Below are 15,159 nucleotides of genomic sequence, written 5' to 3'. Positions count from 1 at the left end.
TATCAAACTCAAAGCCCTCGCCGATGCGAGGGCTTTGTCATTTTCAACATAAATCATCCAACTTACTGCAAGCCTAGCGCACTTCTATCTCGCCTAACCTCCCAAAATTTCCGCAAAAGTTGACTTAAATTTGGACTTCACCCAGCAACAGGGGCTATCATAAGACAATTCATTTTGACTCGTTGACTCACATCGCTCATGACCGAATCTTTACTGCCAAATATTGTCCAATTTATCGCGCAAATTGACCCTTTTGATAAGCTGCCTAAAACCGCAGTGCGTGAATTGGCAGGGAATGTTCAGATCACCTATTTGTGCAAAGGAGACACCGTAGATCTATGTAAGGAGGGCAAAGAAAAATCCCTCTACATGATCCGCACCGGCTCAATGGAGCAACGTAAAAACGATGGCGTCTTGCGCGCCAAGCTCGAAGCTGAAGATATTTTTGGTTTTACCTTCCTCTCAAAAGATGTCGATAGTAACAGCGATAAAGGCTACAAAGCGATTGCGCTAGAAAACACCCTGCTCTACATCGTGCCTCACTCAGCCCTGAAGGCTCTGTTTAAGGCACACCCTGAATGCGCAGAGCACTTTGCTTCCCAAGCTCAAGTGCGGCTTAAATCTGCATTAGATGTGGTGTGGTCAAACAAAGAGAAAGGCATCTTTATCAAGAAGGTCTCTGAGGTTGCCAGTGGTCGCGTTGCGATTGGTGATGCTAAAGATTCCATCAAGAAAGTTGCCAAAGAGATGCTGATCAAACGCTCACCGTGTGCGGTGATCTACGAGGACGAAAAAATTGTAGGTCTCATCACGGACCGTGACATGACCAAACGCGTCATCGCACAGGACGTCAGCACCGATGAGCCGATTTCCAAAGTCATGACACTGTCGCCGCTGACCATCAGCCCAGATGATCTTGTGATGCACGCTGCCTCTATGATGATGCAGTTCAACATCCGTAACCTGCCTTTGGTCAAAGGCAACAAAGTGGTCGGTTTGCTTACCACCACCCACTTGGTGCAAAACCACCGCGTGCAAGCCATCTTCTTGATTGAAAAGATTAAATACTCAGGCAGTATCAAGACATTGGCCAGTTACACACCGGAAAGACAAGCAATTTTCGAAGCTCTGGTCGAGGGCCATGTCGCACCAGAAGTGATCGGTAAAGTCATGACAATGATCATGGATGCCTATACGCGCCGTTTGATTCAAATTGCTATCGACAAATTGGGACCGCCGCCGTGTGAGTTCTCTTGGTTGGTGGCCGGGTCTCATGCACGTAATGAAGTTCACATGCTGTCGGATCAAGACAGTGCGATCGTTCTCGCCGACGACGCCACCGACAGTGATAAAATCTACTTTAAACACATGGCGATGATGGTCTCCAATGGATTAGCGAGCTGTGGTTACCCCTTATGCCCTGGCAAGTACATGGCCGCGACGCCCAAATGGTGCCAGCCGCTGAGCGTTTGGAAGCACTACTACAAAAAGTGGGTCGCGAATCCAGAATATGAGCGGCTGCTGAATATCAGCGTGTTCTTAGAGATTCGCTCCGTCTACGGCAACAAAGAGTTTGAGCAGATCCTCCGTGATGAGTTGCATCGCAACATCCGTGATAACCATGCTTTCTTGAGTATCCTCGTCAATGATTCGGTGCAAACCAACCCACCACTCGGCATCTTTAACAAGCTCGTTTTAGAAAAATCTGGCGAGAACAAGAAAACACTCAATATTAAGAAATACGCCATCAACTTGATCATTGATTTGGCACGTATCTATGGATTAGCAGTGGAGTCCGATGTCTCTGCAACCGACGAGCGTTTTAAAGCCGCGTTTGAAAAAGGCATCATGAGTGAAGATTCGTATAAGAACATCTTGCGTGCCTATCAGTTTATTCTCTCATTTCGCTTTAGCCATCAAGTGGAAGCGCTCAAACGCGGTGAGGTGGCAGATAACCACATCAACCCAGACAGCTTCGGTAGCTTTGAGCGTAATCACCTAAAAGATGCGTTCCGTATCGTTTCTGAGCTACAAGACGGGGCGAAGATAAGGTTTGGCTCACGATGATTCAGCTCTTTAATCGCTATTTCCATCCGCTGTCTCATCACATTAAAGCGCGCGAGCATTACCTTGCGAATGTTCGTCTCGCCGATGTGTTTTACCCGTTGGTGAAACAACCTGAACTCAATTTGTTGACGCTTGCAAGTGACTACGACTATTTGGTTGTCGACCTTGAGACGACGGGCTTAGACAGTGAAGTAGATAGAATTTTGTCGATTGGTTGGGTCACGCTCTCCGCCGAGTCTATCGATATGACCTCGGCGCACCACTACTATGTTAATAGCCGTTCGCAAATCAAAGCCGAGACAGCAGTCATCAACCACATTACGCCACAAATGCTTGAAGATGGCATTTCGATTCATGATGCGATGAACACCTTCTTTGAAGCCGCACACGGCAAAATACTCGTCGCGCACGGTTGTATGGTAGAAAGCAATTTCATCAATCGTTACTTATCTAAATCATTTGGCCTGAACGCTTTTCCTCTCACCTGGCTCGACACCTTGTGTATCGAAAAGAAGATGGCAAAAGCGATCAATCACCACGAAGAGATCGACGTGTCGCTCTCAGCCACACGACAACGCTATCAACTACCCGAATATTTCGCCCACAACGCCCTCACGGATGCGGTCGCCACGGCAGAACTTTTATTGGCGCAGAAAAAACGCATCGCTTCCCACAAGACGGTGACGCTGAGCCAGTTGTATAAACTCAGTCATTAACTCGGTTTTCCCGCACCTTAAACACACTGTATGAAAAAAAATGATGTCTCGTTCGCCATCTTCCTGCTGGTTGGCGCAAACTTACTCGCTTCACTGTCTGATGTATCGTTAAAAATCCTCAATGGTGAAGTCCCGACATTTCAATATGTCTTCCTCCGTCAATTGATTAGCCTCACTCTGCTACTGCCCTTTTGGTGGTCACTCCCCAAGCAGCGCCGTCGAATGGGCTGTGATGGCATTACCTTTTGGCGCGCACAATTGATTTTATTGGGAAGCGCATGTGCCATGGTGGCCATTACTCACCTGCCCTTGGCGACCGCGAATGCGATTTTCTACGTTGGGCCACTGTTAGTGTTGCCGCTTTCCATCGTATTTTTGGGAGAGCGCCCTTCCGCGGGCAAAATTTTTGCCACGCTACTGGGCTTTATTGGTGTTTTGATTGTCTTGCGCCCGGAGCACTTTCACTGGGCGGCCATCATCGCGCTAGGCAGTGCGCTCGCCATGGGGGTGGGTAACATTCTCATCAGACGTATGCCTCAAAATCAGCCCTTGGTGTGCACTCTGTTTTGGACCACCTTAATGACTCTGCCCATCGGCGCCGTCATTGCCTACCTTGAGTGGCAACCTATCGAATGGCACCACGTAGGCTGGATTGTAGCGATCAACCTGTTTGTGCTGAGCTACCATGCCCTTGTTGTACAAGCCTTTCGCCGAGCCCCCGCCAGCCAAATCGCGCTCGCCGAATACTCTGGCCTTGCCTTTGTCACTCTGTTTGGTGTGATGTGGTTTGATGAAATCCCTGATTTGTTCACAGCGCTAGGCATAATACTGATTATTGTTCCAATGATGCCAATACGTTGGAAACGGTGGATAAGAGGAAAGAAACGCACAGTCACCTCCGCTCAGCCCGAAGTGTAAGCATCAAACTCCTGACAAGCATTGATATATTGTGGCTCTCTACAAAAAGACCTAGCACAAACGCTAGGTCTTTTCACTATCTACTATGAGGAGTTAGAAGCTATACTTCACACCTACACGGTAACGTAAAGTGTAATCTTCTTTATAAGCGGAACCGTCGTCCTTGGTCGTGATGACACCAAGTTCTGCAAACGGTACCCAACCACTTTCCAGACCTTTGTACTCACCGAAGAAGTTTACGAGATGATCTGAACCTTTGTTTTTCCAACCACCACTCTGTAGATCTTTATACTCTAAATCGACGCCAAAGCTGCTCCAACCTAAGTTGTAGCTGCTCACTAGATTATATTGATGGTAGTGACCGTTACTATCCGAACGATTCGCTTTTGCTTGGTAACCATAACGGTAGCGAAGACTAGTGGTCCACTCGTCAGTAATTTTTGCGATACCACGAATGTTGAACTTATGTGTCACTTGATTGGCGTTGTTGCTTGCATCTGCCGCGTAGGAAGGTTGTAGAGTGAATGTATCATTCAACTTGTGGTTGTAACTTACCCCTACTTCATGACCGTTGTTAATGAGACCTTTTTGTTTATCACTATCTTGATAGCGCCATTTTGCTTCCGCTGAGAAACCAATGCCGTTGCTAAAACGGTGAGAGACCGAAATACGATCTGCATGGCTGTAGTCCGCATCGTCACGATCAATGTATTCGTGACGCAAGTTAATCGTCGTGGCGGATACCGCAGTTGTTGCTAATAGAGTGGCCACCGCGAGTGAGGTTTTAGTCAGCTTTTTCATTTTTAGACCTTATTATGTGTTAATGTAATACAAATATAATAACTAAAAACCACAATCCCTTTCTGTGACTTTCATCACCTGGTTTGTTTTTTAACTAAAAGCCAATCCAGAGAATAAATTTAATACTTTGTTTTATAACGAATTTATGTAAAAACACTTTGAAAACCTATTGTTGAGCGTGTGATCTAAAGCTGTCGTTTACAAAATGAAATAATTTATTTTGTATTACTTTTAAAAAGTAATTATCATATCACTCATTCACTCTATCCATACTTAGTGTTGGACATGAGGCAACCAAAAGACCTCCGAAGAGGCCTTAAAAGGATTAGTAGGTAGAATAAAGCAACTCTATATCTCTCTGAGCCCAGACCTCAGCGAGATTTTTCTTGACCGTATAGGCATCAAAGTTCGTTTGTTTGGCGAGGTTGACCCACTCCTGGTTGCCCGTGGCGATGCCGCCTTTGAGGTAAAGGGGGTCATGCGCTCAACACGTCGAGGAGCATCTTGGGAGGTGTCATTCTCTTATCGACGACTGTAAAAAGCCCATCTTGCATCGCAAGACCCGCTTCTTACAGTAGACGTTGATACGCCACTTTCATCGAATGCGGTGCCTCTTGGGAATGGAGAACGGCGCGATTTTTTTCGATGACATTCTGATCCAAAAAGACAAAATTCGCTGACACCGCTTGGCTGCTTAACAGAGCCGTCGACACGATAGCGGCAAGACGTAGAGGTTTCACATTAAATTTCATGTTTTTCCTTGCTTTTCACTTATTTGTAGTATTAAAATACCAGTAAGGAAATAAAATGTTTCTGTGATTCATTTCCGATTTTGGTAACAAAGCAGTGACAGGCCCTTCATCATTTGGGCTTTGATTTTGCTAAATGACTGATTGTACGGGGTGATGACAAGAAGTGGCGAATCGTCACTGAACACAAAATGTGCGCTTGATTTGATTTTTATAAAAAACAGTTTCATTTTTAATAGTCCTACATTACTATACGCAGCGTTGGATGTTGAACAGTTAGCAAAAAAGACGACTGAACAACGCACTAAGGCAGGAATAGCGACCAAACAATGCAAACTTTGACCACCATGCTCAAAGCAAGTTTGATTGGAACGCTGGTATTAAGTGCACGTGTGTTGATGGTCGCAACAGTATTATTGCTGTTTGTTTCGAAGGTGTTATTGGCATTGTCGATGCTCTCTACTCAGTGAAACAAGCAGCGAAGTGAGTTTTAAGTTCGCTCCCAACCTAATTAACAATAATATTTTCTGGACACAGCCTCGCTCCGGCAGCTTAAACGCTCGAAGATCTGGTGCTGCAATCACGGCTCAAAAGACAGGACATCGCTCACCCCCGTTCCGTCTTTGCGTCTTGATGTGTATCACTGGTTTAAGTGTAACGACGATGGTGATTATCCAGACGGTACCCATACCGTTTGCGCCCACATATTACAGGCAATATGTGGGCGTTTTTTTATCCTATTCCCCCCCTAATTTAAATCATACAATTAAAACACCGTTTTAATTTAGCTCCAATGGAGCAACCTCCAACTCTATCGCGATCATTGAATATTTAGAGATTCGATCTCGATCACTTGTATGATTTATTAATCCAACACTCTTCGATCATCGGTCACATTTTTGAGTTATTGTAGTACAAATAAACAAAGAGCTAGATAACATAGTGAGGTGACATTACATAACATTACAAAGGTCAAAAGATGGAACTCAATACAATTATTGTTGGCATCTATTTCCTATTCTTGATTGCGATAGGTTGGATGTTCAGAACCTTCACTAGTAACACCAGTGACTACTTCCGCGGGGGCGGCAGCATGCTGTGGTGGATGGTCGGCGCGACCGCGTTTATGACGCAGTTCAGTGCTTGGACCTTCACCGGTGCGGCGGGTAAAGCCTACGCAGACGGTTTTGCGGTAGCCGTTATCTTCCTTGCCAACGCGTTTGGCTACTTGATGAACTACCTCTACTTTGCACCGAAATTCCGCCAACTTCGCGTTGTTACGGTCATTGAAGCGATTCGCATGCGTTTTGGTAACTTCAACGAGCAAGTCTTTACTTGGTCTGGTATGCCAAACAGCGTTATTTCAGCCGGTATTTGGCTAAACGGCCTAGCGATCATTGCTTCTGGTATTTTCGGCTTTGATATGACCACCACCATTATTATTACTGGTCTGGTTGTATTGGTGATGTCGGTCACCGGCGGCTCTTGGGCGGTAATTGCCTCTGACTTCATGCAGATGGTGATCATTATGGCTGTGACCGTGACGTGTGCGGTTGTAGCGGTTATCCAAGGTGGCGGCGTGAGTGAGATCGTCAGCAACTTCCCGGTACAAGAAGGCGCGTCGTTTGTTTCAGGTAACAACCTCAACTATCTAAGCATCTTTGGTATCTGGGCATTCTTTATCTTCTTCAAGCAGTTTAGCATCACCAACAACATGTTGAACTCTTACCGCTACTTGGCGGCAAAAGACTCCAAAAATGCGAAGAAAGCCGCTCTACTGGCGTGCATTCTGATGACAATGGGTCCACTGATTTGGTTTATGCCGTCTTGGTTTATTGCGGGTCAAGGTGTCGACCTAGCGATGCAATACCCTGAAGCAGGCAAGAAAGCGGGTGACTTTGCTTACCTCTACTTTGTCCAAGAGTACATGCCAGCGGGTATGGTTGGTCTACTGATTGCGGCGATGTTCGCTGCGACCATGTCATCCATGGACTCTGGCCTCAACCGCAACTCTGGTATTTTCGTTAAGAACTTCTACCAACCGATTTTGCGTAAAGACGCGACAGAGAAAGAGTTGGTGCTTGTATCGAAACTGACTTCTACCTTCTTCGGTATTGCGATCATTCTCGTTGCACTATTTATCAACTCACTCAAAGGTTTGAGCCTATTTGATACCATGATGTACGTAGGTGCTTTGATTGGCTTCCCAATGACCATCCCTGCTTTCCTTGGCTTCTTTATCAAGAAAACTCCGGACTGGGCTGGCTGGGGTACGCTGGTTGTCGGTGCTATCGTCTCTTACTACGTGGGCTTTGTGATCAATGCAGAAATGGTCGCAAACTGGTTCAACCTTGAACCACTAACAGGTCGTGAATGGTCTGACTTGAAAGTGGCGATTGGTCTGATTGGACACCTAGTGTTTACAGGCGGCTTCTTTATCCTCACTACCCTGTTCTACAAGCCTCTTTCTGAAGAGCGCCAGAAGAACGTCGATAAGTTCTTCGAAAACTTGGCAACACCACTAGTTTCTGAGTCAACGGAACAGAAGAAACTCGACAACAAACAACGTCGTATGCTGGGTTCTCTTATCGCAGTAGCGGGTGTGGGTGTGATGGCGATGTTCTTACTGCCTAACCCGCTATGGGGACGCTTCATCTTTATTCTCTGCGGCGCCATTGTCATGGGTGTTGGTCTACTGCTGGTCAAAGCGGTCGATCAGAGCATTGAAGACAAAAAAGAGTCAAAATCTGCGACAGCATAAACGCTCTCTTTCGGCGTAACTCTCTTAATCAAGGCGGCTTCGGCCGCCTTACATACTCAAGGCGTTTTGTGTCACCTCCATTTTGCTCCATCACATAAGACGCTTTGAGTATGTTTCCTTACCTAAGTAGACTGAGACCAACAATGAAAATAACTCTACTGGCGGGCGTGATTGCCGCCTCTCTTTCTGTTGTTACTTTGACAGCATGCACGACCACACAATCAAATGAGCTAGCCCTAGATGCACCCACACCCGCCACGGCGGATATCTCTGCACATACACTGACCCGAGACTACCTTCTTTCAACAACGAGACTCGATATCGTTGACGGCAGTGCGTTGATTGAACATTCAGCGCAAGAAACCGCGAAACTCAAAGCCCAACTGGAAAATGCAGCAGATGGTGACACTGTCACTCTACCTGCTGGCAAATATGCAGATCTTGGCGTCGTCACGATTTCTGCCAACAATATCACCATCAACGCAGAGCAAGCAGGTAGCGCGTGGCTTACAGGCTTAGTGCAATTTGTCCTTGAAGGCGACGACATCACTCTTGATGGCCTGGTCTTTACCGAAGGTGGTCCAGCCGAGCGCTTTGGTGCGGTACGTATGATGGGCGATCGCAATACCTTGCAAAACTCAACCTTCTACTACTTCAACCATGACTATGCGTATGAGCCAGATGAACGCCGCTCTGAGTACCCGAAGTACCTATGGTTATCACTCTGGGGCAAAGACGGTAAAGTCATCAACAACCAATTTGAAGGCAAGCAAAAGCGTGGCACGTTAATCGGCGTTCAAAAAGATGACACGCCGGATAACCACTTGATCGCACATAACATTTTCCTCGATCAGCAACAGAATCAGTTCAATGAGTTGGATATCAAAGAAGCCATTCGCTACAACGGCAATAGCTGGGAAGCGATTCGCATTGGTGATTCTAAATCGTCTCAGTGGCATTCGAATTCTCAGTTTGTCGATAACCTGCTGATCAATATGGATGGTGAGCGAGAGCTGATTTCCATCAAATCCGGTGGTAACACCATTGCGCGCAATACCATTTTTGAAAGTGCAGCACTGATCTCGCTGCGTCACGGTAAAGCCAACACTGTCGACAGCAACATCATCGTCGGCAATGAGAAATTGCTGACTGGCGGCATTCGCATTTATGACGAAGACCATGTGATCAGCAATAATTACATCTCAGGTACCCGTGGACGTGATGGATTGATAGAGGGCAATGCCGATTTGCGCGGCGGTGTCGTGATCAATACGGGCATCATTGATGTGGCGAACGGTGAAATGCTGGATCAAGCGGTCAAAGGGAAAGAGCTCAACAAGCAGTGGACACCGAAAAATATTCAGATTCACCACAACACCTTAGTGGATACTGAGTGGGGTATGGTCTACGGCAATCAAACGCACCGCGTGAGCCTGTTTAACAATGACGTCGTCGATACTATCTACACAGGCGTAGATGTCGACTTCGACTCAAACGTGGTAGACAATACGCGCAATCCAGAATTTGTTAGTGTACGAGCGACTGATGAACACCCACTGGTCAACGCGACCTATCACAATGAATTCTACGCCGGCACAGTCACGGCTAAAGAACAGATCAATGATTACAGTGCGACGCTACCAAGCAAAACACAAATTGGTGGTTTTTATGCCTACGAAGGTGCAGGTGCGAACGTCGAATCGCTGAGCGTGATCACCGCTGAGGTCGCAGGACCGAGCTATCGACTCATCAATGCGGTAAAGCTCAAGTAACCCATATTGAGACACTCAAGCAAACAAGCTGCGCCTAACAAGCCTGGTGAGAACACCAGGCTTGACTGTTTTTCACCTTGGTAAGATGTCGCTATTGTGATCTCGCCAACTAATCGCTATGTTGTGGATTCTTCTCCACTTATTTCTTCATAATCGGATCACGCATGGACGCCATTGTTAGTCAGTTACAGTTCTCACTTTCCATTACCGGCCCTATTTGCTTGATGCTGGTATTGGGTGTGGCGTTTAAGCGCATCGGTTTAATCAACGACAATTTTATCGATGTCGCGTCAAAGCTGGTGTTTCAAGTCTGCCTACCTGCCATGCTCTTTTTGAGTATCGTCATCTCCGATCACGACTTCGTCTCAGCCGGGCGATTTATCGGCTTTGGTGCCATTGCCAGTGTGGCATTTTTCATTTTCACCACACTCTCCGTCAACGGTGCTTTTGCTGGCTCAGCGGATAAAGGGGTGATTGTCCAAGGTGGCTATCGCGCCAACACCGCCATCATAGGTATCGCTTATGTGGCCAACGCCTTTGGCGATCAAGGCGTCGCACAAGCCGCGCTCTACGTCGCGGCTACAACCTTTATCTATAATGTTCAAGCGGTGATTTGCTTAACCCCTCGCGGGCAGACATCTGGCACCCAGGCTGCAAAAGTGATGGTCAAAACCCTGACCAAAAACCCACTGATCATCGCTATCGTCACCGGCGTGGTGTTCTATCTATTATCTATTCCCGTCCCTAAGGTGGCCGTTGACGCAGGTGACTATTTAGCGCGTATGACGCTCCCTTTGGCCTTGCTCTGTACCGGTGGGTCGCTCAATCTCTCGTCGATGAAGAGCGATCAAAAGCCAACCTGGTTTGCCGCCGGCTACAAACTGGTGCTCGCCCCTATCGCCATCACAGGTGCTGGCTATTGGTGGGGATTTCGCGGAGTAGAGCTGGGGATACTGTTCTTCATGAACGCCTCTCCGGTGGCCGCCGCCAGCTATGTAATGGCACGCTCAATGGGAGGTAACGCAACACTTGCTGCCAACATCATCGCCTTGACCACCGTCGTCTCAACGTTCACATGTACCCTAGGTGTAATGATTCTGATTGGCCTTGATGCGTTTTAACGCCGTTGCCAATGACACTTATAAGGTGACGCTCTCTAATCCCCAACCGTGCTCATGCGCTAGACGGCGCAGCAGTGCCCTCTCTTGCTCTGTTTGTGCCACCAGCCACTCCAAGATTTCTTGACTTAATGTGTCATCTTGATTTCGGTAGCAAAAGTAACACCAATGACTATGTTGCAGCGCCAACCCTTCGGGGCATTGTAAAAAGCCACGCTGCAGCTCCGGCAAGACCAACAACAAATCCGTGACGGTCACGCCTTGGCCGGACAAGCAAGCACTGAGGGCCAAATCCAAACTAAAGAACACAGTATCGCGACCTTGTTTCTCGCCATCTAACCCCGCGTTGTTCAGCCAGATATTCCAATCTTGATGCTCCAATGTGGCATGAAGGTGGGGCAAGCTGAGTACATCCTGTTGGGTGATCCGACGCTCAGACATCGATTGTGCATAGACTGGTGCCATGTATTCATCACGCAGAAAGGTGACCCCTTTCTGACCCTGATACTGCTCACGACGCTGGGTGTTGATGATAAGCAAATCGCAATCTTCATGGCTCAAGTCCGGGTCTTCCTCAATAGAGGGGATGATCACCACCTCATGATCGGGGTAACGTTGATTGAGCATTTCCACCTTGGGCAGTAAGACGCGCGTTGCGTAGCTGAGCGCACTTTTAATCACAATTCGTTTTCTTGTCGGCGCCTGCCAAGATGCGATCAAATGAGAGAGAGACTGATAGTTTTTACGCAGCACTTCAAACAACTCTTTTCCGCGCGGCGTCAATGATATCGCCCGATGCTGACGTACAATTAAGGATGAATTGAGATCATCTTCCAGTTGCTTAATTTGACGGCTCACTGCACTTTGCGTCACATGCAGCTCTTGCGCCGCTTTGGTAAAGCTCATCAGCCTTGCCACGGACTCGAATACTTTCAGCGCGTTATGAGAATACGGGAGATTCGGGTAAGGGTGCACACTCTTTACTCGCATGATTTCAGATCATTTCAGAGTGGCATAAATGTCATTTGAAAACCAGATGAACAACCACTAACTTAGCGTGATAGAGATCACGAACAAAATCGTGACAGCACACAGCCAAGATCGAGAACATTATGAATACCATTTTAAAACTGGCGCTGCCCCTTATTGTGTCGCAACTGATTGCGATGGCACTGGTATTGACGGATGTCTGGATGATGTCACGCCTGAGTATGACCGCCATCGCCGCTGGCGGTTTAGGCGCATCGGTCTACTCGTTTGTTTTTATCGTTGCTAGCAGCACCGTTGGATGCGTGGCAAACCTGATTGCGATTGCTTATGGGCAAAGAATTGCTCGCCCGGAGTATGGCAACCAACAAATTCGCTTCGCGGTGAAAGGCGCGGTGCTGCTCTCGCTCACGCTCTCTGTGCTATTAATGGTCGCCTTCCAATGGGTACCCTCTTTACTGAGTTACGCCAAGCAGCCCGACGAACTGGTTGAGCTCGCCATGACTTACGTGAATACCTTGAAATGGGCGATGCTGCCCTCTTTGATCCTCCTGGTACTGCGTGGTCTAACAAGCGCGCTCGGCAATGTGCGTTCAATCATGGTGATGTCTCTGCTCACCGTCACGCTCAATGTGCCCATCAGCTACCTCCTCGCTTTTACCTTCGATTTTGGTCTCGCTGGTCTAGGCGCAGGCACGGCGCTCTCTGCCTTTAGCGTTATGCTTGGCTATGGCTACTGGGTCTTTAGCAGCGAAAAATATCGCCCGTATGCCCCTTGGCTAAATCGTGATGAGTACTCGCTCAAGCTCATGATTCCCCTACTCTCTATGGGATTGCCTATCGCCATTGCAGCCTTGCTAGAGCACGGCTTGATCTATGGCGGAACCTTGATGGCAGGCGCCATCAGCATCAGTGCTCTTGCACTGCATCAAATTCTGCTGCAATGCTTGAGCTTTACATGGAACGTCAATTTCGGCTTCTCCCAAGCCGCCGCGATACTGGTAGGCCAAGATTTTGGTGCGCAGAACTATAGCGGCATTAAACAAACCGCCATACGTAGCTTTACGATCACCACCGTGGTTAGCGTCATTCTGGCAGGCGGACTTATGCTCTGGCCAGAAGGCATCGCTCATCTATTCAATTTAAGTGCAGACCTCAGCGCCTTGTTGGTCTCAGTGCTCTGGGTCGTGGCGCTTTCGTTTGTTGTTGATGCTTGGCAACTGCTGGCGATCAATCTACTGCGCGGCATGAAGATCGTGATTGCTCCGACCATCATGACCGCGATCGGCTACTGGTTGTTCGGTCTGCCTGCAGCTTGGCTGTTGATGAAACACCATCAACTCGAAGGGATTTGGGCGGGCATCGGCATTGGTCTGGCGGTGACGGGCGTATTGCTGCTCGCACAATTGATGGCGGCGATACGCAAGCAGGGCCAAACCGTTGAACTTGCGCACGCGGTCAGTTAGTCGCTACACTCGCGGTTTTCACCCTAATGTCCCAAGTCATGACCGATATCGATATTGAGTTTGAACACATCTGGCTGGAAGTATCGGCTGAGCGTTGGATGCACATCGAACGATTTCTGCTCAGTTACTACTGCCTTGCTCACGGTGTGGTGACGAGACAAGGAAAAGCAGACTGGGAGCAATTACGCGCGAGTGCGCCTCGCTCTTTGCAGGTCAACCACATCAAAGGGTGTGAGCTTGAACCTGTCGTCCCTTATGCCGTGGTGGTGGGTGAGATCAAACGCCACTGGCGAGACGGTGAGCTAACCAAACCGCAGCTAAGGCGACTACTACAAAGTTTGCTGCATTTTGTTGTCATCACCAAAGCCGAAAAGAACCGGTTAAAAAAGGCGGGCCTGCTAAACGCCATGCCCACTGAGTGGTATCAAAGTGATAAACAGCACCTAGATTGCCGCTTTACGTCAGCGGGTATCTCGATAATGGATTTTGGCCGCTAGGCTACGCTGCAACTCTAGGGGCTCATCGCTCTCAAGTAACTGTTTACCACACTCAAACAGCGCCAGTGCAATTTGCTCACAATCTTGCTCAATGGAATCGATCGCCAGCGGCAGACAATCAAGGATTGAATAGTTATCGAATGTCGCGAGACGAATGTCGGCATTTAATAGCTTGTGTTCACTAAGATAACGGAGCACGCCCTCTAAAATGGAATATGAGGCGGTAAAAACCGTTTGGGGTAAACGTCCCATAGACCGGTGAGCCTGCTCAATCAGCTCATAGCCACTTTGAGGTTGATAATCTTTGATCAACACATGCTGTGGCTGATAATCGAGCCCTGCACTGACTAATCCTTGTCGATACCCCTCAAATCGCTCTTGGCTAGTAGAGAGCGTAAGCTGCCCGCCGATATAAACGCACTCGCTGCGCTCGTGACACAGTTTTGCCACCACCTGCTTTGTGGCGGCAGTCGCATCACTTTTCACCCCACAAAGGGGACTGCCTTCAAACACGCGGTCAAAGGTGATGACGGGCGTGTGTTGATTCACATCCAGTAAAAAATCGGCATTTTGCGCTGCACTGGCCACCAGCAGTAGGTCTACTTGGCGCTCCAGCAAGTGTTTGATGACGCTTTGCTCCATATCGGCATCGTCTTCTGAAGAGACTATTAAGAGTTGGTAGCCCACCTCTCGGCTTAGCTGCTCAAGCCTTTTGGCAATAGTGGCGAACCCCATATTGAGGATATCGGGAATCACTAAGCCGACGCTGTAGGTGCGACTTGATTTCAACGCCCGTGCGTACAAACTGGGGGCGTAGTTGTGCTCTTTGGCTACCGCTAGTACCCTTTCAACCGTCTCTGCATGAATTCGGTGTTTCTTTGCATGTCCGTTAAGCACAAAACTCACCGTCGATTTCGATACCCCTGCCAACGCCGCGATATCTGCCAATTTGGGCCTTTTGCTCATCACCCTCAGCCTTTCTTTCCTCAAAATCGGTCCTTATCTTACCCCGCTGGGAAGGAAATACTATCTTTACTCTACCTGGGCCGATTTTTGTCAGAAATTAAACGATCTAAACCACAAAACAATCCGTTTAGCGTTTAGCTAAATCGATTTAGCTTTATAATAAGCCAGTATCTATTTATGCGAGGAACAGAACATGAGCATGATTTGGGTGACAGGTGACGCGGTTGTTGACCTGATTCCAGATTCCGACACCACCTACTTAAAATGCCCGGGCGGTGCACCCGCAAACGTGGCGGTTGCCATCGCAAGATTAGGCGGCAAGAGTGGATTTTTCGGCCGTG

14 protein-coding genes are annotated in these 15,159 nt (G+C 48.0%); 10 read left to right on the top strand and 4 right to left on the bottom strand.

Features of this window, described 5'->3' with window-relative positions:
- Positions 1-198 precede the first annotated feature (198 nt).
- Genes AC6R1O_RS19195 through AC6R1O_RS19185 form a run of 3 tightly spaced genes read left to right on the top strand, consistent with a single transcriptional unit; the run spans position 199 to position 3,701 of the window.
- Positions 199-2,067: a DUF294 nucleotidyltransferase-like domain-containing protein gene (locus AC6R1O_RS19195; RefSeq protein WP_500632449.1), complete on the top strand. Its 1,869-nt coding sequence runs from the start codon at positions 199-201 to the stop codon at positions 2,065-2,067.
- Positions 2,067-2,783, top strand: a complete 717-nt coding sequence (locus tag AC6R1O_RS19190) for a 3'-5' exonuclease (RefSeq protein WP_500632488.1) — start codon at positions 2,067-2,069, stop codon at positions 2,781-2,783. Before AC6R1O_RS19195 ends, AC6R1O_RS19190 begins: the two co-directional genes overlap by 1 nt.
- A gap of 30 nt (positions 2,784-2,813) precedes the next feature.
- Positions 2,814-3,701: a DMT family transporter gene (locus tag AC6R1O_RS19185; protein WP_500632450.1), complete on the top strand. Its 888-nt coding sequence runs from the start codon at positions 2,814-2,816 to the stop codon at positions 3,699-3,701.
- A gap of 93 nt (positions 3,702-3,794) precedes the next feature.
- Here the strand turns inward: AC6R1O_RS19185 and AC6R1O_RS19180 are convergent, their stop codons facing one another.
- Both AC6R1O_RS19180 and AC6R1O_RS19175 read right to left on the bottom strand, forming a co-directional pair.
- The gene (locus AC6R1O_RS19180) at positions 3,795-4,502 is read right to left on the bottom strand and encodes an oligogalacturonate-specific porin KdgM family protein (protein WP_500632451.1); all 708 of its coding nucleotides are present in this window, start codon (positions 4,500-4,502) and stop codon (positions 3,795-3,797) included.
- A gap of 569 nt (positions 4,503-5,071) precedes the next feature.
- Positions 5,072-5,254 carry a hypothetical protein gene (locus tag AC6R1O_RS19175; protein ID WP_500632452.1) on the bottom strand — a complete coding sequence of 61 codons (183 nt, stop codon included), beginning with the start codon at positions 5,252-5,254 and terminating at the stop codon, positions 5,072-5,074.
- Positions 5,255-5,580: 326 nt separating this feature from the next.
- Here AC6R1O_RS19175 and AC6R1O_RS19170 point away from each other — a divergent pair, with 326 nt between their 5' ends.
- The 4 genes from AC6R1O_RS19170 to AC6R1O_RS19155 all read left to right on the top strand — a co-directional run bounded on the left by AC6R1O_RS19170 (position 5,581) and on the right by AC6R1O_RS19155 (position 10,905).
- Entirely contained in the window at positions 5,581-5,721 is a 141-nt protein-coding gene (locus AC6R1O_RS19170) for a hypothetical protein (RefSeq protein WP_500632453.1), read from the top strand.
- Between the two features lie 509 nt (positions 5,722-6,230).
- Positions 6,231-8,012 (top strand): sodium:solute symporter family transporter, encoded by a 1,782-nt coding sequence (locus AC6R1O_RS19165; RefSeq protein WP_500629362.1) that lies wholly within the window; start codon positions 6,231-6,233, stop codon positions 8,010-8,012.
- 143 nt (positions 8,013-8,155) lie between these two features.
- Positions 8,156-9,784 carry a polysaccharide lyase 6 family protein gene (locus tag AC6R1O_RS19160; protein ID WP_500632454.1) on the top strand — a complete coding sequence of 543 codons (1,629 nt, stop codon included), beginning with the start codon at positions 8,156-8,158 and terminating at the stop codon, positions 9,782-9,784.
- A gap of 164 nt (positions 9,785-9,948) precedes the next feature.
- Positions 9,949-10,905 carry an AEC family transporter gene (locus tag AC6R1O_RS19155; protein ID WP_500632455.1) on the top strand — a complete coding sequence of 319 codons (957 nt, stop codon included), beginning with the start codon at positions 9,949-9,951 and terminating at the stop codon, positions 10,903-10,905.
- Positions 10,906-10,923: 18 nt separating this feature from the next.
- On the opposite strand, the gene AC6R1O_RS19150 is transcribed toward AC6R1O_RS19155, so the two are convergent.
- The gene (locus tag AC6R1O_RS19150) at positions 10,924-11,877 is read right to left on the bottom strand and encodes a LysR family transcriptional regulator (RefSeq protein ID WP_500632489.1); all 954 of its coding nucleotides are present in this window, start codon (positions 11,875-11,877) and stop codon (positions 10,924-10,926) included.
- Between the two features lie 137 nt (positions 11,878-12,014).
- Here AC6R1O_RS19150 and AC6R1O_RS19145 point away from each other — a divergent pair, with 137 nt between their 5' ends.
- Together AC6R1O_RS19145 and AC6R1O_RS19140 are read left to right on the top strand one after the other, a co-directional pair.
- Complete coding sequence (locus AC6R1O_RS19145) at positions 12,015-13,355, top strand: MATE family efflux transporter (RefSeq protein ID WP_500632456.1); 1,341 nt, start codon at positions 12,015-12,017, stop codon at positions 13,353-13,355.
- 38 nt (positions 13,356-13,393) lie between these two features.
- Positions 13,394-13,852: a hypothetical protein gene (locus tag AC6R1O_RS19140; RefSeq protein WP_500632490.1), complete on the top strand. Its 459-nt coding sequence runs from the start codon at positions 13,394-13,396 to the stop codon at positions 13,850-13,852.
- Here the strand turns inward: AC6R1O_RS19140 and AC6R1O_RS19135 are convergent.
- Entirely contained in the window at positions 13,817-14,821 is a 1,005-nt protein-coding gene (locus AC6R1O_RS19135) for a LacI family DNA-binding transcriptional regulator (RefSeq protein WP_500632457.1), read from the bottom strand. The two genes, AC6R1O_RS19140 and AC6R1O_RS19135, sit on opposite strands and share 36 nt — an antisense overlap.
- Before the next feature lie 190 nt (positions 14,822-15,011).
- Here AC6R1O_RS19135 and AC6R1O_RS19130 point away from each other — a divergent pair.
- A partial coding sequence (locus AC6R1O_RS19130; protein WP_500657646.1) for a PfkB family carbohydrate kinase occupies positions 15,012-15,159 on the top strand: 148 nt, incomplete at its 3' end.

The organism is Vibrio sp. R11-SG3-ISO3-SZ, assembly GCF_059834345.1.
Note: the sequence above shows the minus strand (reverse complement) of the source record. Positions and strands in the feature narration are given on the sequence as shown.

Excerpts from the sequence above, each read along its gene's own strand:
- AC6R1O_RS19195 (WP_500632449.1), top strand. The coding sequence starts at position 199 with ATGACCGAATCTTTACTGCCAAATATTGTCCAATTTATCGCGCAAATT.
- AC6R1O_RS19185 (WP_500632450.1), top strand. The coding sequence starts at position 2,814 with ATGAAAAAAAATGATGTCTCGTTCGCCATCTTCCTGCTGGTTGGCGCA.
- AC6R1O_RS19180 (WP_500632451.1), bottom strand. The coding sequence starts at position 4,502 with ATGAAAAAGCTGACTAAAACCTCACTCGCGGTGGCCACTCTATTAGCA.
- AC6R1O_RS19175 (WP_500632452.1), bottom strand. The coding sequence starts at position 5,254 with ATGAAATTTAATGTGAAACCTCTACGTCTTGCCGCTATCGTGTCGACG.
- AC6R1O_RS19170 (WP_500632453.1), top strand. The coding sequence starts at position 5,581 with ATGCAAACTTTGACCACCATGCTCAAAGCAAGTTTGATTGGAACGCTG.
- AC6R1O_RS19165 (WP_500629362.1), top strand. The coding sequence starts at position 6,231 with ATGGAACTCAATACAATTATTGTTGGCATCTATTTCCTATTCTTGATT.
- AC6R1O_RS19160 (WP_500632454.1), top strand. The coding sequence starts at position 8,156 with ATGAAAATAACTCTACTGGCGGGCGTGATTGCCGCCTCTCTTTCTGTT.
- AC6R1O_RS19155 (WP_500632455.1), top strand. The coding sequence starts at position 9,949 with ATGGACGCCATTGTTAGTCAGTTACAGTTCTCACTTTCCATTACCGGC.
- AC6R1O_RS19145 (WP_500632456.1), top strand. The coding sequence starts at position 12,015 with ATGAATACCATTTTAAAACTGGCGCTGCCCCTTATTGTGTCGCAACTG.
- AC6R1O_RS19140 (WP_500632490.1), top strand. The coding sequence starts at position 13,394 with ATGACCGATATCGATATTGAGTTTGAACACATCTGGCTGGAAGTATCG.